The sequence below is a fragment of the Nonomuraea fuscirosea genome (genome assembly GCF_035917475.1).
In the GTDB taxonomy this organism is placed as follows: Bacteria; Actinomycetota; Actinomycetes; order Streptosporangiales; family Streptosporangiaceae; genus Nonomuraea; species Nonomuraea fuscirosea.
In genome coordinates, this window is record NZ_CP109074.1 from 8,212,276 (window position 1) to 8,231,923 (window position 19,648).

The 19,648-nt window shown below is 71.7% G+C and carries 18 protein-coding genes; 3 read left to right on the forward strand and 15 right to left on the reverse strand.

Going from position 1 to position 19,648, the window contains the following annotated elements:
* Positions 1-7 precede the first annotated feature (7 nt).
* On the reverse strand, positions 8-832 hold the full coding sequence (locus tag OIE67_RS37250) for an ABC transporter permease (RefSeq protein WP_407674922.1): 825 nt from the start codon (positions 830-832) through the stop codon (positions 8-10).
* 29 nt (positions 833-861) lie between these two features.
* Positions 862-1,845, reverse strand: coding sequence for an ATP-binding cassette domain-containing protein (locus tag OIE67_RS37255; protein WP_326629361.1), 984 nt, complete (start codon positions 1,843-1,845; stop codon positions 862-864).
* A gap of 80 nt (positions 1,846-1,925) precedes the next feature.
* Here OIE67_RS37255 and OIE67_RS37260 point away from each other — a divergent pair, with 80 nt between their 5' ends.
* Complete coding sequence (locus OIE67_RS37260; protein WP_326629363.1) at positions 1,926-2,717, forward strand: TetR/AcrR family transcriptional regulator; 792 nt, start codon at positions 1,926-1,928, stop codon at positions 2,715-2,717.
* Here OIE67_RS37260 and OIE67_RS37265 read toward each other — a convergent pair.
* A complete protein-coding gene (locus OIE67_RS37265) occupies positions 2,709-3,158 on the reverse strand; it encodes a MarR family winged helix-turn-helix transcriptional regulator (protein WP_106248334.1) in 450 nt (149 codons plus the stop codon). The genes OIE67_RS37260 and OIE67_RS37265 overlap by 9 nt on opposite strands.
* 76 nt (positions 3,159-3,234) lie before the next feature.
* Here OIE67_RS37265 and OIE67_RS37270 point away from each other — a divergent pair, with 76 nt between their 5' ends.
* Positions 3,235-4,050 (forward strand): nitroreductase/quinone reductase family protein, encoded by an 816-nt coding sequence (locus OIE67_RS37270; RefSeq protein ID WP_326629367.1) that lies wholly within the window; start codon positions 3,235-3,237, stop codon positions 4,048-4,050.
* A gap of 64 nt (positions 4,051-4,114) precedes the next feature.
* Here OIE67_RS37270 and OIE67_RS37275 read toward each other — a convergent pair whose 3' ends face one another.
* From OIE67_RS37275 to OIE67_RS37305, 7 genes are all read right to left on the reverse strand, one after another.
* The gene (locus OIE67_RS37275; protein ID WP_106248330.1) at positions 4,115-4,693 is read right to left on the reverse strand and encodes a GTP-binding protein; all 579 of its coding nucleotides are present in this window, start codon (positions 4,691-4,693) and stop codon (positions 4,115-4,117) included.
* Positions 4,674-5,036 (reverse strand): DUF742 domain-containing protein, encoded by a 363-nt coding sequence (locus tag OIE67_RS37280; protein ID WP_106248329.1) that lies wholly within the window; start codon positions 5,034-5,036, stop codon positions 4,674-4,676. The genes OIE67_RS37275 and OIE67_RS37280 overlap by 20 nt, the downstream gene beginning before the upstream one ends.
* 26 nt (positions 5,037-5,062) lie before the next feature.
* On the reverse strand, positions 5,063-5,485 hold the full coding sequence (locus OIE67_RS37285; RefSeq protein ID WP_106248327.1) for a roadblock/LC7 domain-containing protein: 423 nt from the start codon (positions 5,483-5,485) through the stop codon (positions 5,063-5,065).
* A 21-nt stretch (positions 5,486-5,506) separates the two neighbouring features.
* Positions 5,507-8,578, reverse strand: a complete 3,072-nt coding sequence (locus OIE67_RS37290; RefSeq protein WP_326629372.1) for a sensor histidine kinase — start codon at positions 8,576-8,578, stop codon at positions 5,507-5,509.
* A 220-nt stretch (positions 8,579-8,798) separates the two neighbouring features.
* The gene (locus OIE67_RS37295; protein WP_326629374.1) at positions 8,799-11,024 is read right to left on the reverse strand and encodes a [protein-PII] uridylyltransferase; all 2,226 of its coding nucleotides are present in this window, start codon (positions 11,022-11,024) and stop codon (positions 8,799-8,801) included.
* Positions 11,025-11,145: 121 nt separating this feature from the next.
* On the reverse strand, positions 11,146-11,484 hold the full coding sequence (locus OIE67_RS37300) for a P-II family nitrogen regulator (RefSeq protein WP_020546578.1): 339 nt from the start codon (positions 11,482-11,484) through the stop codon (positions 11,146-11,148).
* Positions 11,481-12,794 (reverse strand): ammonium transporter, encoded by a 1,314-nt coding sequence (locus OIE67_RS37305; protein WP_326629377.1) that lies wholly within the window; start codon positions 12,792-12,794, stop codon positions 11,481-11,483. Before OIE67_RS37305 ends, OIE67_RS37300 begins: the two co-directional genes overlap by 4 nt.
* Positions 12,795-12,998: 204 nt before the next feature.
* Between OIE67_RS37305 and OIE67_RS37310 the strand changes: the two genes are divergently transcribed.
* Positions 12,999-13,931 (forward strand): ABC transporter substrate-binding protein, encoded by a 933-nt coding sequence (locus tag OIE67_RS37310; RefSeq protein WP_326629379.1) that lies wholly within the window; start codon positions 12,999-13,001, stop codon positions 13,929-13,931.
* 70 nt (positions 13,932-14,001) lie between these two features.
* Here the strand turns inward: OIE67_RS37310 and OIE67_RS37315 are convergent, their stop codons facing one another.
* The 5 genes from OIE67_RS37315 to OIE67_RS37335 all read right to left on the reverse strand — a co-directional run bounded on the left by OIE67_RS37315 (position 14,002) and on the right by OIE67_RS37335 (position 19,629).
* Positions 14,002-14,763 (reverse strand): MOSC domain-containing protein, encoded by a 762-nt coding sequence (locus tag OIE67_RS37315; protein WP_326629381.1) that lies wholly within the window; start codon positions 14,761-14,763, stop codon positions 14,002-14,004.
* Between the two features lie 122 nt (positions 14,764-14,885).
* Positions 14,886-15,827, reverse strand: a complete 942-nt coding sequence (locus OIE67_RS37320; RefSeq protein WP_106248319.1) for a sigma-70 family RNA polymerase sigma factor — start codon at positions 15,825-15,827, stop codon at positions 14,886-14,888.
* A 66-nt stretch (positions 15,828-15,893) separates the two neighbouring features.
* Entirely contained in the window at positions 15,894-17,078 is a 1,185-nt protein-coding gene (hutI, locus tag OIE67_RS37325; protein ID WP_326629386.1) for an imidazolonepropionase, read from the reverse strand.
* The gene (locus OIE67_RS37330; protein WP_326629388.1) at positions 17,075-18,469 is read right to left on the reverse strand and encodes a formimidoylglutamate deiminase; all 1,395 of its coding nucleotides are present in this window, start codon (positions 18,467-18,469) and stop codon (positions 17,075-17,077) included. Before OIE67_RS37330 ends, hutI begins: the two co-directional genes overlap by 4 nt.
* A complete protein-coding gene (locus OIE67_RS37335) occupies positions 18,460-19,629 on the reverse strand; it encodes an allantoate amidohydrolase (RefSeq protein ID WP_326629390.1) in 1,170 nt (389 codons plus the stop codon). The genes OIE67_RS37330 and OIE67_RS37335 overlap by 10 nt, the downstream gene beginning before the upstream one ends.
* Between the last annotated feature and the right edge of the window lie 19 nt (positions 19,630-19,648).

Sequence of the window (19,648 nt, forward strand, 5' to 3'; positions counted from 1 at the left end):
GGCGCGTTCAGCGGTCGAGGCGCTGGTACAGGCGGACCGACAGGGTGAAGAACAGCGCCGTGACGACGAGCGGCCACACGACGGCCATCGCCACCGCGTGCTGCGCCACCCAGGAGTCCCCGCCCCACCCCGGGTTGCCGAACAGCTGCCTGGCCGCCGCCACCGTGGACGACAGCGGGTTCCACTCCGCGATCGTCCCCAGCCAGCCCGGCATCGTGCCCGGCGCGACGAAGGCGTTGGACAGGAAGCCGATCGGGAACTCCAGGGTCTGCACCGCCACCACCGCGCCGGGATCCCTGGTGAGCAGCCCCAGGTACATCCCCGCCCAGAGCAGCGAGAAGCGCAGGAGCAGCAGCAGGCCCACCGCTCCGAGCGCGCCGGAGAACGTGGCCGGGCGCCAGCCGACTGCCAGGCCGCAGGCCAGCAGGCCGGCCAGGACGAGGACCGAGTTGAGCAGGTCGGCGACGGCCCGGCCGATCAGCACGGCCGAGGGCGCCATGGGCATGGAGCGGAAGCGGTCGGTGACGCCCTTCGAGACGTCGGTGCTGACGGCGATCATGGTGGCGCTCAGGCCGAAGAGCATCGTCATGCCGTACATGCCGGGCATGAGGAAGGCGAAGTAGCCGGCCCCCTCCGGCACTTCCACCGCGCCGCCGAACAGGTAGCCGAAGGCCAGCGTGATGACCACGGGGAAGACCACCCCGAACACCACCGTCATGGGCTGGTTGGCCCAGTGGATCAGGTCCCGGCGGGCCACCGTCCAGCCGTCCACGAGCGCCCAGCGCAGCGACCCGGTGCTCATGTCACCGTCCGCCGCCGGCATCGCGCCCATCTGCCGCTCCCCTCCGCGGGTGATCGCGTTCATTCGCCGTCGCCTCCGGCGGTCAGGCTCAGGAAGACCTCGTCGAGGGTCGGGCGGCGCACGGCCACGTCCTCGACCTCGATCCCGGCCGCCGACAGTGCCACCAGCACCTCCGTGAGCGCCTGAACGCGGTCACGCACCGGCACGCTCACGTGCCGGGTGTCCTGATCGGCCTCCACCGTCCCGGCCGCAGCTCCGGACGCGGCTCCAGCCCTGGCACCGGCCGCGGTTCCGGATGCCGCGCGGCCGACGATCTCCGCGGCCTCCCCCAGCCGTTCCGGGTCGCGGATCACCACGTCGAGCCGGTCGCCGCCGAGCCTGGCCTTGAGCTCGTCCGGCGTGCCCTCGGCCACCACCCGGCCCGCGTCGATCACGGAGATCCGGTCCGCGAGGTGGTCGGCCTCCTCCAGGTATTGAGTGGTCAGCAGCACCGTGGTGCCGCCGGCGACCAGGTCGCGCACGGCCCGCCAGATCTCCGTGCGGCTGCGCGGGTCGAGGCCCGTGGTGGGCTCGTCGAGGAACAGCACGGGCGGCGCCAGGATCATGCCCGCCGCGAGGTCGAGCCGGCGCCGCATGCCGCCGGAATACTCCTTGGCCGGCCCCTCGTGCTCCAGGCCGAAGCGCTCCAGCAACTCCCCCGCCCTGGCCCGCGCCGCGGCGGCGCCCAGGTGGTAGAGGCGGCCGAACAGCTCCAGGTTCTGCCGGCCGGTCAGGATCTCGTCCACCGCGGCGTGCTGCCCGACCAGGCCGATGCTGCGGCGTACCTGGCGGGGCTGCCGGACGACGTCGAAGCCGGCCACCTCGGCGCGCCCGCCGGTGGGACGCAGGAGCGTGGTGAGGACGCGGACGGCCGTGGTCTTGCCCGCGCCGTTGGGGCCGAGCAGGCCGTGCACCGTGCCCTGGTCCACGTCGAGATCGATGCCGTCCAGCGCCGCCTTCTCGCCGTACGTCCTGCGCAGATCGCGCGCGAGTACCGCTGACATTGCCGCCTCCTCCACGTAGCGTACGCCGTACCGTACGCCATACGGTCAGGAACGGCAACCGTACGATGTACCGTACGAGAGTGACAGTCGAGTACTCCGGAAAAGGCGACCCGGCGCGCAGCCTGGCGCTGCTCTGGCGGACCAGCGAGCGGGCCAGCCGCAAGGGCAAGCCAGAGCTGAACGTCGACCGCATCGTGCGCGCCGCCATCGAGGTGGCCGACGCCGAGGGCCTCCAGGCGCTGTCCATGCGCCGCGTGGCCGAACGGCTGGGTGTGGGGACGATGTCGCTCTACACGTACGTGCCGGGCAAGCCGGAGTTGTTCGACGTCATGCTCGACACGGTGTACGGCGAGACGGCCAGACCGGAGCACGCGCCCGGCGACTGGCGGGGCGCGCTCGACCGGATCGCCAGGGAGAACTGGGCCCTCTACCTGCGCCACCCCTGGCTGCTCCAGGTGGCGGTGAGCCGTCCCCCGCTCGGCCCCAACGTGACGGCCAAGTACGACTACGAACTGCGCGCCGTGGACGGCATCGGCCTGACGGACCTGGAGATGGACTCGGTGATCACCCTGATCACCGGCTTCGTGCACGGGGCGGCCAGGGGCGCGGTGGAAGCCGCGCAGGCGGAGAGCGCGACCGGGCTGACCGACGAGCAGTGGTGGGCCGCGCACGCGCCCTTCCTCAGCCGGATCACCGACGCCGGCCGCTATCCCGTGGCCTCCAGGGTCGGGCAGTCGGCCGGCGAGGCGTTCAACGCCGCTTACAGCCCCGAGCACGCCTTCGAGTTCGGCCTGGAACGCGTCCTCGACGGCATCGAAACCCTGATCAACCGCCGCGCGCCGACGACCCGATCGTCGCGTCCCTCAGCCTGAGACCGCGCGCTCGTAGGCGAGCAGGGTGTCCACGAACAGGCGCCGCTGCTCCGGCGTGAGCGGCTGGAGGGCCTGCCGCCACGCCTTGGCGCCGTAGCCGAGCCACTCGTTGATCGCGTCCTGGTGCCGATCGGCGATGCTCACGATCGTCCGGCGCCGATCGGCGTCGTCCTCGCGCCGGTCCAGCACGCCCTTCCGACTCAGCTCCCCCACCATCAGGCTGACGGTCGCGGGCGCCACCTCCAGCCGGGCCGCGAGTTCGTTCACCGTCATCGACCCGTCGAACAGCAGGTACGCCAGCAGCGACAGATGCCGGGGCGCCAGCGACAGCGCCTGCAACTCCTCCGGCACCTTGAGCCGTTTGGCCCGCCCCACCAGGCGCGGCATCAGCAGCAGCAACGTCCTGATCCCGTCGTCCACGCTCAAGCCGCCAGTTGACATGCCCAACACCTTGCTGTCTAAATTAGCTTTGCTTGCAAAGCAAATACGTCGATGGTCTCGTAAGAAGGGTATTGGGATGACGGACGCCAACCAGCGGGTGATCGCGGAGTTCCGGGCCAACGCCGGCGAAGTGGGCGGCAGGTTCGCGGGCGTCCCGCTCGTGCTGCTGACCACGACCGGCGCCAGGACGGGCCGGCGGCACACCACACCCGCCGTCTACCTGCGCGACGGCGAACGCGTCCTGGTCTTCGCCTCCAACGCCGGCGCCGCGGCCCATCCGGCCTGGTACCACAACCTGCTGGCCGACCCGAAGGTCACGGTCGAGCTGGACGGCCGGACGTTCACGGCCAGGGCGGTGCCGCTGCTCGGGGAGGAGCGCGAGCGCCTGTACGCTCGCCAGGCCGCCGCCGACCCGGCGTTCGCCGCGTACCAGGAGGGGACGGATCGGGTCATCCCGGTCGTCGCGCTCTACCCGGAGCGGGAGCGGCTGCGGGCGTTCGGCGCCGAGCTGGTACGGATCCACGAAGCCCTCAGGGGCGAGCTGGCGCAGCTGCGCGCGGGCGAGAGGCCGGCCGGCGACCTGCGGGAGCACTGCCTGGCCTTCTGCGAGGCGCTGACGTTCCACCACGGAGGCGAGGACCGGGTCGCGTTCCCGCACCTGGAGCAGTTGTTCCCCGAGCTGAAGCAGCCCCTCGACCGGCTGCGCGAGGAGCACGCCGTGCTCGCCGGGCTGATCGGGGAGCTGCGGCAGGCGGGCGATCAGGACACCATCGGGCGCGTCGCCGACGCGATGGAGGCGCATTTCGCCTACGAGGAGGAGCGGCTGGTCCCGGTGCTCGACTCGCTCGACGAGGTCCCCTGGGCGGCCCCGGCCCCGCGCCCGGATGCCTGACCCACGAAAGCGCCGCGAGGGCCGGCGGACGGGGCTGGCGAACGGGGGCCGGCGGGCGGACCGGTTAGCGGACGGGGGCCGCGCGCAGGCGTACGACGTGCTCGACCAGCGAGATCAGCGTCGCCTTGACCGACTCGCGGCTGCGGGCGTCGGTGCGCACGATCGGCACGTGCGGCGAGAGCGCGAGCGCCTCCCTGACCTCGACGTCGGAGTGCGGGAACTGCCCGTCCCACCCGTTGACCCCGATGACGAACGGCAGCTTGGCCTCTTCGAAGTAGTCGATGGCCGGAAAGCTGTCGGCCAGGCGGCGCGTGTCGAGCAGCACCACGGCGCCGATCGCGCCGCGGACGAGGTCGTCCCACATGAACCAGAACCGGTGCTGACCCGGGGTGCCGAACAGGTAGAGGATCAGGTCGCGGTCGAGCGAAAGGCGGCCGAAGTCCATCGCCACGGTCGTGGTCTGCTTGTTCGGCGTCATGCCCAGGTCGTCGATGCCCGCGGACGCGTCGGTCATCACGGCTTCCGTGGTGAGCGGGAGGATCTCGGACACCGCCCCCACGAACGTCGTCTTCCCGACGCCGAACCCGCCCGCGACGACGATCTTCGTCGACGTGAGGCCGGGGCTAGAGCCTGCGTAGTCCACTGAGCACCCTTTCGAGCATGTTGAGGTCTGGCTGTCCCTGGCTGAGGCGTGGCTGGTGCAGGCGGACGAGCCCCTCGTCGGACATGTCCGCCACGAGCACCCTGGCCACGCCCAGCGGGACGCGGAGCAGGGCCGAGATCTCGGCGACCGACCGGAACGACCTGCACAGCTGCATGATGGCCTCCTGCTCGGGGGTGAGCATGGCCATCTCGTCGTCCGGGATCGACATGGACGAGATCAACGTCTCCATGGCGAGGTGATAACGCGGCTCGCTACGGCCGCCGGTCACGGCGTAAGGACGGAACAGGGGTTCTTCGTCCCCGGTGCCGTCAGTGCCGTACACGGCCCTCTCCCATCAGTTCCATCACATCACCGGGACCTGGCGGCCTGAAGCTCCGCGCGAAGGGCCGGTGTCAGCGCTTGTCCCGCTCTGTCTACCAGCAACGTCATCTGGTACGCCACGAGGCCCATGTCACAATCCGGACCCGCGAGGACCGTCAGGACCGAGCCGTCGCTGATCGCCATCACCAGCAGCAGGCCGCGCTGCATCTCGACGACGGTCTGCGTCACCGCTCCGCCCTCGAACACCCTGGACGCACCCACGGTCAGGCTCAGCAGACCCGCGGAGACCGCGGCGAGCTGGTCGGCCCGGTCGGGCGGGAAGCCCTCCGAGGCGGCCAGGCAGAGCCCGTCGGCCGAGACGACGACGGCGTGCGCGACACCTGGGGTGTTGCGTACGAAGTCGGTGATCAGCCAGTCGAACTTGTGCGCCTCATGGCTAAGGGTTGTCACGCATCCTCCCCGGCGGGACGCTTACTCACTCTGTTCCTCCTGTCCACGTACTTCCTGGCGGCCCCGTCGTACACCTTGCTGGTAGCCGGCCATCCTGGCGCGCATCCGGTCGGCTGAGACCGGAGGCACGGGGGCCTGCCGCTGGGGCTGCTGCTCCTGTGCGGGCCGGTTCGCCGTGCCCGGCACCAGGTTGGCCTTCGGGGTCCGTTTGGGCAGCCCGGCGGCGGTGACGCCGCCGAGACTGGGTTCGCTGGCCGCGGCCGCCGCACGCCATCCGGCGTCCGCGGCCGTACGCCACGCTTCCTCCCCAGAGGGTACGGCTTGCGCCGGTGTGGCCTCACCGGTGGTCGCCGGCTGGGGCGGTGCCTCCGCGGGCGGCCGGCGGAACCAGGCCGACTCCACCGAGGCGAAGATCGGCAGGAACTCCTCCTGCTCCTGCTCCATCGGCGACATGTCGACCGACGGGGCCCGGTCCGGCCCGCGCACGTCGTTCGTCGAGTACGACGGCGCCGGTGGCGGCGTCTGGAACGCGCCATTACCAGATCGCGGGGAACCCGCGCCGGGGTACGAAGGGTAGGTTCCCGAGTCGAACGTGCCCTGCTGCCTGCGGTAGGAGCCGCCGTCGGTGTCGGCGGTGAAGCCGCCCGGCCCCGGACGTCCCGGGTCGGAGTTGAACGCTCCGAACGCGGGCCCGGGCGTCCCCTGCGGGCCGTCGCCCCGGCGCGGACCCGGCCGCCGCTCGGGTCCTGTGTCGAACGTGCCGGGGCCCGTCCGGCCGGGCCCGCTGTTGTACGGCCCGCTGTTGTACGGCCCGCTGTCGTGGGAACCGTTGTCGAACGAGCCGTTGTCGAACGAGCCGGGCCCCTGGCCGGAGGGCGGGGCCGCGTGCCGCGGCCGCCCGTTGTCGGCGGAGCCGGGGCGCGGCGGGGCCGGGGCGTCGAAGGCGCCGCGACGCTGCTGGCCGCTGTCGAAGCCGCCCGGCCTGGGCTGCCCGTTCTCGAAACCGCCCGGCTGCTGCTCCCCGTTGCCGTGGCCGCCCGGCCGCGGCACCTGCCCGATCTCGAAGGAGTCGAAGCTGGCGAACGAGCGGAACGTCCCGTTCGGCGTGCCCAGCCCGTTGGCTCCGGGAGCGCCGGAAGCGGCGGGCTGGCCGGGCACGGTGCCGCCGCCGAAGGCCGGCCGCTGCGGCAGCGGCTGCTGCTGCGTGCCGTCGGCGATCAGCGTGGGCGGCAGCAGCACCATGGCGATCAGGCCGCTGCCGTCGCCCTTGCGCAGCTGCACCCTGATGCCGTGGCGCAGCGCCAGCCGGCCGACCACGAACAGGCCCATGCGGCGGGAGACCGACACGTCCACGACGGGCGGCTCGGCCAGGCGGCGGTTGGCCTCGGCCAGTTCGTCCTCGGTCATGCTGATGCCGGAGTCGGTGACGGACAGCAGCGCGCCGCCGCCCTCGATCAGGCTGCTGGTGACCGTGACCTGGGAGTTGCTCGGGGAGAACTGGATGGCGTTCTCGACCAGCTCGGCGACGAGGTGGACCAGGTCGTTGGCGCAGCTGCCGAGCACGGAGGTGGCCCGGTGCACCTTGACCTGGACCCGCTCGTACCCCTCGACCTCCGACAGCGCGGCGCGGACGACGTCGACCAGCTTGGCCGGCTGGCTGCGCCGGCGGGTGGCCTCGTGCCCGGCCAGGACCAGGAGGTTCTCGGAGTTGCGGCGCATGCGGGTGGCCAGGTGGTCGAGCTTGAACAGGTCGGAGAGCCGGCCGCCGTCCTGCTCGCCCTTCTCCAGGCCGTCGATCAGCGAGATCTGCCGCTCGACCAGCGTCTGCGTGCGGCGCGAGAGGTTGACGAACATCGAGCTGATGTTGCTGCGCAGCTCGGCCTCCTCGCCCGCCAGGCGCACGGCCTGCCGGTGCACCTGGTCGAAGGCCCTGGCCACCTCACCGATCTCGTCGTTGCCCTCGACCTCGATCGGCTGCACGTCGCGCACGGCCGCGTCACCGCTGACGCGCAGCTGGTGCACCACGTCCGGCAGCCGGAAGCCGGCCACCTCCAGCGCCTCGGTGCGCAGCCGGCGCAGCGGGCCGACCATGGAGCGGGCGATGGCGACGGTGAGCAGCAGGACGATCAGCAGCAGCCCGAGGATCAGGGCGCCCGCGAGGATCGCGCTGGTGATCTCGGACTGGCGCAGCTCCTGGCTGCGCAGGTTCACCTTGTCCGCCATCTGCTTCTCGATGCCGTGCAGCACCTCGATGGCGTTGGTGTTCTGCTTGAACCACTGGTCGCGCTCGGCGTTGGCGGAGATCAGGTTGTCGGTGATCGTGGCGCCCGGCTGCCGGCCGCTGACCAGCGTGACCGCCCGCGACTTGGTGAGCTGGACGTTGACGTAGTCGTTGTTGGAGGTGAGCGCCTTGGACAGCTCAAGGCCGACCTCGACGCCGGCCTCGGCGCCGACGGTGCCGATGTCGCGCTGCTGGCGGGCGTTGGAGGCGATGAACTCCTCGACGTCCTTGGCGCCGACCCGCCTCGACTCGTAGGAGGCCTGCAGCAGCTTCACCCGCTGCCGGGACATCTCCTCCTTGGCCGAGGCAAGCGCGCTCAGGGCACGGAACTGGCCGACGATCTGGGAGTCGTCGGACATCAAGGCCAGCTCGTCGTGCAGCTTGAGCAGGGTGTCGGTGAGGAAGTCGTACCGGATGGTGTTGACCTGACCCTCGGTCCTGATCTTGGCGAGCCGGCCCAGGTCGTACTTGGCCTGTTCGACGGCCTTGACCACACGTGGCCCGTAGGAGTCGTCCATCGTGTTAAGGTCGGCTCTGACGGTCTTGATCAACGTGTCGACGGACGCCTTGCGCTGGGCGTACGGGTTGGCCAGAGCCTTGCGCACCGAGCGGCTCGCGCCGATCCATCCGCCCGTGTCACGCTCCAGCCCGATGGCCTGCACCAGGTCACGGATGCGCCCGGCCTGCTCGACCGCGGTGGCCGTGCGGTCGTAGACGCCGATGCTCTGGACGGACCCGACCACGCGCGCTCCCCCGAGCACGACGCCGGCGATGGTGGGCACCAGGATGAGGGCGGTCAGCCGCCATCTCACGCGCCAATTCCGCAGCCCCAGCCGTGGCAGAGACCGCTGCCCGCGATCCCTTCGTGTGGCTGGGTCGCTTCCCGCACTCCCCGTAGTCACCGCTCCCGCTACCCCTCAATCGTCCCGTCCGCCACGGGCCATAAGCCGTCCACAAGGTATCCGCAGCAACTGACTTAACAGGCATATCGGACACAATCGTTACAAACGTGACCGTAGTCGATGTTGTTGGTTATCGCAGTGCGGCCAGGACTTGATCGCGGACTTGAGCCCTCTGCGCGTCGTCGCTGAGGGGGCGACCCGCGCGGTCCACAACGTAGAAGACGTCCACCGCCTCCGCGCCGAGAGTCTCCACGCGAGCGGCCCTCACGTCAAGACCACACTCACCGAACGCACGTCCGATGCGCCACAGAAGTCCCGGCCTGTCATGGGCCCTGACTTCCACCACGGTAGCGGTCGCGGAGGCGTCGTCGACCAGCGTCACCCGAGGTGGGGCCACGGGTACGCGGGGCGGCCTGAGCGAGCGGGTGCGCCGGGCCAACCGCTGCTCGATGTCAAGACGGCCGGCAAGGACGAGACGGAGATCGGCCTCCAGCGTCGCGGGGTCGGGCGGAGAGCCGTATTCGGGGATGACGGAGAACTCGATCACCGCTGTGGAGCCCGCGGACGCCGACGAGGCCGAGCGCACGACGAGCCGGTGGGCCGACAGCACGCCGGCGGCGCTCCACAGCAGGCCCACCCGGTCGGGGGCGACGACGGTGACCGCTCCCCCGTTGACCCGGACGGCGCCGCCGCCGTGCCGGGCCAGCCCGGCCTGCTCGGGCGAGAGCGTGGGCGGCTTGGGCGGCGGTGAGCCCGACAGCACCGACCTGACCCGGCGGACGAGGTCGGCGACGAGCCCCGCCTTCCAGGCGTTCCAGGCGGCGGGACCGGTCGCGTTGCCGTCGGCGACCGCCAGCGCGGCCAGCAGGTCGAGCACCTCGCGGGTGCCGACCGTGGCGGCGACCTTCTCGATCGTCACGGGATCGTCGAGGTCCCTGCGGGTGGCGGTCTCGGGCAGCAGCAGGTGGTGGCGGACGACGACGGCCAGCGTGTCGATGTCCGGCGCGGGCAGGCCGATGCGGGTGGCGATGTCGCGGACCACGACCTCGCCGGTCGCCGAGTGGTCGCCGGGCCAGCCCTTGCCGATGTCGTGCAGCAGCGCGGAGATCAGCAGCAGGTCGGGGCGGGAGACCTCGCGGGTGTGGCCGGCCGCGTTCGCGGCGGCCTCGATCAGGTGCCGGTCGACCGTGAAACGGTGGATCGGGTTGCGCTGGGGACGGTGGCGTACCCGCTCCCAGTCAGGAAGCAGCTTGACAAGGATGCCCGCCTGGTCGAGCTCCTCCCACACGGGCACGGCGGCGCGGCCGGCGCCGAGGATCGACACCAGCGCGTCGCGGGCCTCCTCGGGCCACGGCACCGGCATCGGAGCCGACTGAGCTGCGAGGACGGACACCGTCGCGGGCGCCATCGGCAGCCCCGAGTCGGCCGCCGCGGCGGCGGCGCGCAGCACCAGGACGGGGTCCTTGCGCGGGTCGGCGCCCCTGGCCAGCACCACCTCGCCGCCGTGCTCGACCACGCCGTCGGCCAGCGGGCGGCGGCCACGGGGAGCCGGGCCTGACAGCAGTCGGTCAACGGTGCGCCAGGTGGCGTCGAAGGCGTGGGAGACGGTGCGGCCGGCCTCGGCGAGGCGGCGCATCAGCGCCTCGGCGTCCAGCAGCCCGAGCAGCCCGGCCACGGCGTCCTGCTCCTGCAGGACCAGCCGGTCGGTGCCGCGGGCGGTGACGACGTGCAGCGCGTGCCGCACGTCGAGGATGAACTCGTACGCCTCCCGCGCCCGCGGGCCCGGCGCCGAGGCGACCCAGGCGGCGGCCACGGCCTGCATCGCCTGGACGTCGCGCAGCCCGCCGCGGCCGTCCTTGATGTCGGGCTCCAGGAGGAAGGCCAGCTCTCCGCTGGTCTGCGCCCGCTTGTCGGCCGCCTCGCGCAGCTCGCCGAGCCTGCGCCTGGAGTCGGCGCGCCATTCGGCCAGCACCGACTCCCTGGCCTTCCTGGTCAGGTCGGGGTCGCCGGCCACGTGCCTGGCCTGGATCAGGCCGAGCACGGCCTTGAGGTCCTGCCGGGCCACCGAGACCGCCTCGTCCACCGTGCGTACGGAGTGGTCGAGGTTGACCGCCGAGTCCCAGATCGGATACCAGATCCGGTCGGCGATCCTGGCCACGTCGGGCCGGCCGTTGTGCAGCAGCACCAGGTCGAGGTCGCTGCCGGGCGCCAGCTCACCCCGTCCCAGGCTGCCGACGGCGACGAGCGAGACGTGCTCGCCGTCGCTCGCCGTACGGAAGAGATCCTTCAGCCAGCGGTCGGTGTCCGCGCCCCGCTCCTTGCGGGCCGCGGCGTACGAACGGGCCTCTCCCCTCACTGCTGTGCCCCCTTGCCGAGCTCCGCCCGGACCCCGTCGTCCGGGCATCGCCGCGGATCCGTCGTGGAACCCCTGTCGTGCTCCGCCCTGACGCCGTTGTCAGGGCTTCGCGTCTCCGACGTCACAGGGCTTCCGGACCCCGTTCTCCCGTGCGCACACGGATGACGGTGTCGACCGGCACGGACCAGACCTTGCCGTCGCCGATCTTGCCGGTGTGAGCCGCCTTGACGATGACGTCGATCACGTCCTCGGTGTCGTCCTCTTCCGCGAGGACTTCGAGGCGCACCTTCGGCACCAGGTCCACCTGGTACTCGGCGCCGCGGTAGACCTCGGTGTGGCCGCGCTGGCGGCCGTAGCCGCTGGCCTCGCTGACGGTCATGCCCTTGATGCCGAACTGTTCGAGGGCGGCCTTCACATCGTCGAGCTTGAAGGGCTTGATGATGGCGGTGATGAGCCTCATGCGTCCACCTTCTTCGTGGCGGGAGCGGTGACGGGGCCGTTGGGGGAGCTCACGCCGGAGGCGTGGACGGTGCCGAGGTCGTAGCCGGTCTCGGCGTGCGAGGTGATGTCGATGCCGGTGACCTCGTCCTCGGTGGAGATGCGGAAGCCCATCGTCTTGTCGATGATCTTGCCGATGACCCACGTGAGGATGAAGGAGTAACCGCCGACCGCGACGGGGCCGAGCACCTGGAGGCCGAGCTGGCCGAAGCCGCCGCCGTAGAACAGGCCCTCGCTCTGCTGGTCGAGGAAGGGGTAGGCGGCCAGGAAGCCGAGGGAGACGGCGCCGACGACACCGCCGACCAGGTGCACGCCGACCACGTCGAGGGAGTCGTCGTAGCCCAGCTTGTACTTCAGGCCCACGGCGTAGGCGCAGATCGCGCCGGCCAGCAGGCCGATGACCATCGCGGCCCAGGGGTCGACGAAACCACAGGCGGGGGTGATGGCGACCAGACCGGCCACCGCGCCTGAGGCGGCGCCGAGGCTGGTGGCGTGACCGTCACGCAGCTTCTCCACCACGAGCCAGGCGCCGGCGGCGACCGCGGTGGCGACCTGCGTGTTGAGGAAGGCCAGGCCCGCCGTGCCGTCCACGGCCAGCTCGGAGCCGGCGTTGAAGCCGAACCAGCCGAACCACAGCAGCGCCGCGCCGAGCAGCACCAGGGTCAGGTTGTGCGGCCGCATCGGCTCCTTGCGCCAGCCCTGCCGCTTGCCCAGCACCAGAGCCAGCGCGAGCGCCGCCGCACCGGCGTTGATGTGGACGACCGTGCCGCCCGCGAAGTCCTCGATGCCCATGGTGTTGAGCCAGCCGGTGCCCCACACCCAGTGCGCGACGGGGAAGTAGACGACCGCGGCCCAGATCACGGTGAACAGCATCCACGCGCCGAACTTCGCCCGGTCGGCGATCGCGCCGCTGATCAGGGCGACCGTGATGATGGCGAACGTCATCTGGAAGGCCGAGAAGACGAGACTCGGCATGCCGGTGCCGTCGTCCTTGGTCGCGGTCTCCACCAGGCTCTGCAGGCCGAGCGCGTCGAAGCCGCCGACGAAGTTGTTGAGTGCTGAGCTGGGGTTGTCGGTGAAGGCCAGGGAGTGCCCGAAGAGCATCCAGGTGATGGTTACGGTGACGATGGCGCCGAACGACATCATCATCATGTTCAGGACACTCTTGGCCCTGGTCATGCCCCCGTAGAAGAACGCGAGGCCCGGAGTCATCAACAGCACCAACGCGGTGGCCGCGAGCATCCAGGCAGTCGTGCCGCTATCGATCTTCACGACGCGACCCTCCTTACATGTGACGTGTGGCCACAGCGTGTTCGGCCGGGGTTTCGTGGCTCGACCAGGTGTGTTTCACATCTGTGAATCTCGCCACACGGGTGTTTCGGCTACGTTTCGGGCATCTCACCGCACGCATTTGGGCAAGGCTGAATCGGACATGCCATACTTAGGATTGCCTAACCTAACGATCAAGGAATGCCCATGCGCCTCCGCCTGGCCGTCGCTGCCATGCTGCCCGTGTTAGTCCTCACCGCATGCGGGAGCGGCTCCACCGCGTCCCAGGAAGCGGGCCCCACCCGTACCGTCAAGCACGCCATGGGCGAGACCAAGGTGCCCATGACGCCGGCCCGGGTGATCGTCCTCGACACCGACAAGCTCGACACGATGGTCTCGCTCGGGCTCACCCCCGTCGGCGCTGCGCAGGCCCAGGAGAACCAGACCTGGCCGGAGTACCTCGGCCCGGCGCTGGCGAACACCAAGCCCGTGGGCACGCTGCAGCAGCTCAACATCGAGGCCATCATGGCGCTCAAGCCGGACCTCATCCTGGGCAGCAAGTTCCGTCAGGCCGCCTTCTACGACAAGCTCGCCAAGATCGCCCCCACCGTGTTCACCGAGCGGGTCGGCATCACCTGGAAGGACAACTTCCTGCTCGACGCCGAGGCGCTGGGCAAGAAGGAGCAGGCCGAGCAGCTGCTGGCCGCGTACGGGACGCGGGCCAAGGAGGTGGGCGCCAAGTTCGCGAAGCTCCAGGTGAGCATCGTGCGGTTCATGCCGACCGAGATCCGCATGTACGGCCCCGAGTCGTTCAGCGGCATCGTGGTGGGCGACGCCGGCATCCCCCGGCCTGAGGCGCAGCAGCTGGCCGACCAGGACGACAAGCGCTTCGGCAAGCTGAGCCAGGAGAACATCGCCAAGGCCGACGCCGACGCCGTCTTCTACACCGCCTACGGGGAGGCGGCGGCCAAGTCGCAGGCCACCGTCACCGCGGGGCCGCTGTGGAAGAACCTGGCCGCGGTCAAGTCGGGCAACGCGCACAACGTGGACGACGAGATCTGGATGACCGGGATCGGCGTCACGGCCGCCGGCAAGATCCTCGACGACCTGGACAAGTACCTGTCACCGCTCACGAAGTGAGGCGTCACCGGGTGAGCCCGGGCACGCCCTGACGTGGGGCGTGCCGGCGGGCCTCGGGCCGGCCGTCCGGTCACGCGAGGCGTACCGGATCGCCCTTTCTCACGAGGCCGGGGCGGAGCACGCGCGCGTAGACGCCCGCGCAGGCCTGGTTGTCCAGGTCGAAGACCGTGACCCGGTTGTGCCTGGCCACGGTGCGCAGGGCGTCGGCGTCGCGCTCCAGCGACCCGTGCGCCAGCGTCGGCACGGCGCAACGCGGGCTGGGCACGATCACGTGCAGCACCACCTCCGCGCCGATGTGCAGCTCACGCCCGGCCCAGTCGTTCTCCACGAAGCCGTCCGGCTCCGTCGCGATCACCAGGTTGGGCCGGTACCGCAGGGCCTCGACGGAGCCGCGCGGGCCGAGCGCGCCGATCCGCTCGACGGTGGAGGTGGTGATCAGGTGGAGCGGCGCGAAGTCGAAGAACGTGCCCTCGGGCGAGCCCGAGCCGAGCACGGTCGTGGTGTAGGGCACCTCGGCCTCGATGCCGTCGGCCAGCACCCGCTCGGGCACCGACCGTTCGAGGTGGGCGCCCTCCGGGGGCACGTCGATCAGCCTGACCTCGCGTCCGAGCAACTCCGACAGCTCCGCGTCGCCCGGCGTCCGCGCGCCCTCGATCGCCAGCAGCCCGCGCCAGAGGCGGGGGTTCTTGGCGCTGGCGATCTTCCCCGTCGCGACGTCGAGCACCGCCCGCGCCCGGTCTCCGGCGAGCCCCCGCTCGCCGACCTCGCTCTCGGCGAGCTCTTCTCCCAGCATCGACTTGACCGGATAACGGCGCAACGTCTCGACATGCATGCCGGAAAGCTTACGGCTCCCCCGAATTCCCCCGAATCCCCGAGCCCTCGCGGCTCGCTGTCTCACGGCTCCCCCGACCCTTTACGGCTCCCCCCGGAACCGCGGCGGTGTCGTGCGGCGGCTCAGGCGGCCGCGGTGGCCATCTTGCGCAGCCGGGCCAGGGCGTCGCGTTCGATCCGGCGGGCCCGGTCACGGCCGATGCCGTAGCGCTCGCCCACCTCCGTCAGCGTGTGCTCGCGCCCGTCGACCAGCCCGTAACGCCAGCGCAGCATCTCGCTGGTGACCCCTTCGAGCCCGGTGAGCCACTGGTCCAGCCGCTCGCGCTCCAGGATGTCGATGGCCTGCTGCTCCGGGTCGGCCCAGGTCTCGTCGGCGATCATGTCGCCGAGCTCGGTCTCGTCCTCGTCGCCGACGCCCAGTTGCAGCGAGACCGGGTCGGAGGCCCAGCGCCGCAGCTCACGGACCCGCTCGATGGGCAGGTCGAGGATCTCGGCGAGATCGTCGTCGGTCGGCTCGGCGTCGAACTCCGCCAGGATGTCGCGCCGCACCCGCATCAGCCGGGTCATCTGCTCGCCGGCGTGCGTCGGCAGACGGACCGGACGGGCCTGCTCGTGAATGGCCCGGCCCACCGACTGCCTGATCCACCACGTGGCGTAGGTGGAGAACTTGTAGCCCCGCCGGTAGTCGAACTTCTCCACCGCCCGGACCAGCCCCAGGTTCCCCTCCTGGACCAGGTCGATCAGCGGCATCCCCCGGCCGGAGTATTTCCTGGCCACCGCCACGACCAGGCGCAGGTTGGCCTGGATGAACTCGTCCTTGGCCCGCTGGCCGGAGATGGCCAGACGCTCCAGCTCCTCGTCGGCCGCGTCCCCGATGCGCGGCTCCGTGCCCCCGCTGTCGAGCAGCTGTTCGGCGAACAGGCCCGCCTCGATCCGCTTGGCGAGCTCCACCTCTTCCTCAGCCGTGAGCAGCGGGACCCGGCCGATCTCGGCCAGATATGTCCCCAGCAGGTCGCGATCAGCGACGTGCTGCTCCTGCGTGCGACTCCCCGTAGGCCTTGCCATCCCCAGGCACCTCGTTCCGCAGCTGCATACTTACCCGGCCAACGTCCGGGCAGGGGCAAAGATTCCCTAAAGCACTACGTCTGCGGGATGGTTCTGGATGTCCTCCTCAAGGAGGAGACCACGGTGAAACACCTGGTGAACGAGGGGAACGCCGGGCCGGTAGGCCAGGTGCACGTAGGAAGGGGCGTCGAGGACGACGAGGTCCGCACGGGCCCCGCGCCTCAGCCAGCCTACGTCCGTACGGCGCAGCGCGCGTGCCCCTCCGTACGTCGCCGCCCTGATCGCCTCCAGCGGCGTCATCCGCATCTCGCGCACGGCCAGCGCCACGCAGAACGCCATCGACGAGGTGAACGACGAGCCGGGGTTGCAGTCGGTCGCCAGCGCCACGGTCGCGCCCGCGTCGATGAGCCGCCGCGCGTCGGGGTACGGCGAGCGGGTGGAGAACTCGGCCCCCGGCAGCAGCGTCGCCACCGTCCCCGAGGAGGCCAGCGCGTCCACGTCGGCCGCCGTCAGGTGGGTGCAGTGGTCGGCCGAGGCCGCCCCCAGCTCGCAGGCCAGCCGCACCCCGGGCCCTTCCGTGAGCTGGTTGGCGTGCACGCGCACCCCGAGCCCGGCCTTGCGCCCGGCGGTGAGGATCTCGCGCGTCTGGTCCCCGTCGAAGGCCCCGCGCTCGCAGAACACGTCGACCCACTTCGCGTAGGGCGCGCACGCTTCGAGCATCTCCCCGGCCACGAGCCGCACGTAGGAGTCGGCGTCCGTGCCGGCCGGCACGACGTGGGCCCCGAGGAAGGTGGTCTCGTCGGTCAGCCCGGTGGCGATCTCCAGCGAGCGCCGCTCGTGCTCGACGGACAGCCCGTAGCCGCTTTTGATCTCCACGGTGGTGGTGCCCTGCGCGAGCATCTCGCCGACCAGGGCCCGCGCGCGGGTGGCCAGCTCGGCCTCGCTCGCCCGGCGGGTGGCGGCGACCGTGGTCCTGATGCCGCCCCCCGTGTACGCCTCCCCTGACATGCGCGCCTGGAACTCGGCCGTCCGGTCACCGGCGAAGACGAGGTGCGCGTGGCTGTCCACGAAACCGGGGATGACGGCGCGCCCGCCGGCGTCCACCCGCTCGTCGGCGTCGGGCGCCTCGGCGGCGGGGCCGGTCCAGGCGACCAGGCCGTCCTCGATGACGAGCGCGGCTTCGGGGAGCTCCTCTCGCTCGGGGTCGCCGGTGTAGAGCAGCCCGATCCCGTCGATCAGCGTCGTGGTCATCGCCACTCTCCCCTCGCCGTTCCTGTCGCCGTTTCCGTCCCCGTTTCCGGCACCGTTTCCGGCGCTCCCGTCACCGCCGCTATCGCCTCGGCCAGCAGGCGGCCGACGTCGCCGAGCACGTGGCGGCCGTCGGCCACCACGCGCCGCCCGCCGGAGACCACCGAGTGCACGTCGGCCGCCGTCGCCGCGTACACCACCGCCTCAAGGTCAGGAGCGCCGGCCGTGCGTACGGAGTCGAGCCGCAGCGTCACCAGGTCCGCCCACGCGCCGGGCACGAGCAGGCCCGCGTCGGGGAAGCCGAGCGAGGTGTGCCCCTCGGCCGTGGCGGCGCGCAGCAGGTCGGCGGCGCGCCAGTGCCCGCGTCTCTCGCTGGCCAGCCGCTCGTTCAGCTCGACCGCCCTGGCCTCCTCGAACAGGTCGATCACGGCGTGGCTGTCGGAGCCGAGAGTGATCCGAGCGCCCCGGTCGGCCGCCGTCCTGGCCGGGCCGATGCCGTCGGCGAGGTCGCGTTCGGTGGTGGGGCACATGCAGATGTAGGTGCCCGACTGCGCGAGCAGCTCGATGTCCACGTCGGTCAGGTGGGTGGCGTGCACGGCTGTCGAGCGCGGCCCCAGCGCCCCGCGTTCGTGCAGGACCTGGACGGGCGTGGCGGCGTAGCGTTCGACGCAGGCGGCGTTCTCGGCGCGCTGCTCGGAGACGTGCATGTGCAGGGGCGCGGCGTGGCGGTGGGAGAAGTCGGCCACGACCTGCATCTGCTCGGGCGGCACCGCCCGCACGGAGTGGATGGCGGCGCCGATCTCGACGTCGGCCTGCCCGTCGTAGGCGGCCTGCAGCCGTTCGGCCCTGACCGCCCAGCGCTCGGCGTCGCCGTCGCTGAAGCGCAGTTGCGGCCCGGCGAGCGGCGCACCGATGCCGCCGGACACGTAGCAGGTGTCGAGCAGCGCGATGCGCAGCCCGGCGGCGCGGGCGGCGCGGACGAGGGCGTGCCCCATCGCGTTGTCGTCGCCCGGGTACGGCCGCCCGTCGCGGTCGTGGTGCAGATAGTGGAACTCGCCCACGCACGTCACCCCGGCCAGGGCCATCTCGGCGTAGACCGCGGTGGCCAGGCGCTGGTAGGAGCCGGGGTCGAGCCGGGCGGCCACCTCGTACATCCGCTCGCGCCAGGTCCAGAAGTCGCCCTTGCCCTCCTGGGTGAGGCCGCGCAGCGCGCGGTGGAAGGCGTGGGAGTGGGCGTTGGCCAGCCCGGGGACGGTCAGCCCTGGCAGGCGCTCGGCGTCGCCTGGCGGGCCCTGCTCGACGCGGGTGATCCTGGCGCCGTCGATCTCCACGAGCACGTCGCCGGCGACCCCTTCGGGCAGCCAGGCCCGCTCGCACCAGTAGGTCAGCGACACAGATCCTCCAGCACGTCCGCGAGTGCCACGACTCCCGCCTCGCAGTCTGCCCGCTCGGCGTGCTCCTCGGGTGAGTGGGACACGCCGGTGGGGTTCCTGACGAACAGCATGGCGCTCGGGACACCGGCCGCCGCGAGGATCCCGGCGTCGTGTCCCGCGCCGGTGGGCAGGATGGGCGCGGGCGTGTCGCCGCCGGCCACCCGGGCCAGCCGGTCGCGCAGCGCCTCGGCGAAGACCACCTCGGGCGTCCAGGACTCCTCGCGCACCTCGCTCGCCTCGCCGCTCAGTTCCGCGACCAGTTCGCGCACGGCCGCCGCGTCGGCCCCGCGCGCGTCGAGCCAGGCGGTGACCAGGCCGGGGATGGCGTTGGCGCTGCCGGGCGAGACGCGCATCTTGCCGACGGTGGCCACCACGCCGAGCCGCTGAGCCGCCTGCCTGGCCGCCAGCGTCATCCGGGCGAAGGGCAGCATCGGGTCGTCCCGGTCGGCCAGCCGGGTGGTGCCGGCATGGTCGGCCCGGCCGCGGAAGTCGAACCGCCAGCGGCCGTGCGGCCAGATCGCCCCGGCCACGCCCACCGGGCGGTCCTCGGTCACGAGCCCGCGTCCCTGCTCGACGTGGAGCTCCACGAAGGTGGCGACGGTGGCCAGCGTCTCGTCGTCGCGGCCGGCCTCGTGGGGTCTGCGCCCGGCCCGCCGCAGCACCTCGGCCAGCGTGTCGCCGTCGTCGTCGGTGAGCCCGAGCGCCCGGTCGGGGGAGAGCACGCCGGTGAGCAGCCGCGAGCCCATGCACGGCACGCCGAACCTGGCGCCCTCCTCGTCGGTGAAGCAGGCCACGCCCACGGGCACCGAGGGCGTCACGGCCCGCTCCTTCAGCAGGTCGAGCGCGGCGAAGGCGGACACGACGCCGAGCGGGCCGTCGAAGGCGCCGCCCTGGCGGACCGAGTCGAGGTGACTGCCCGTCACCACGCCAGGGCGCTCGCGGGACGGGCTCCCCCACCACGCCCACAGGTTGCCGTTGCGGTCTTCACGCAGGTCGAGCCCCCGTTTGGCGGCCTCGCCGGCGAACCACTCGCGCAGCTCCAGATCGGCGGCCGACCAGGCGTCCCGCAGGTAGCCGCCGGTCTCGGGATCTCTTCCAATGGGGGCCAGTCGCTCAAGCATGGACCCCACTGTAGTGAAT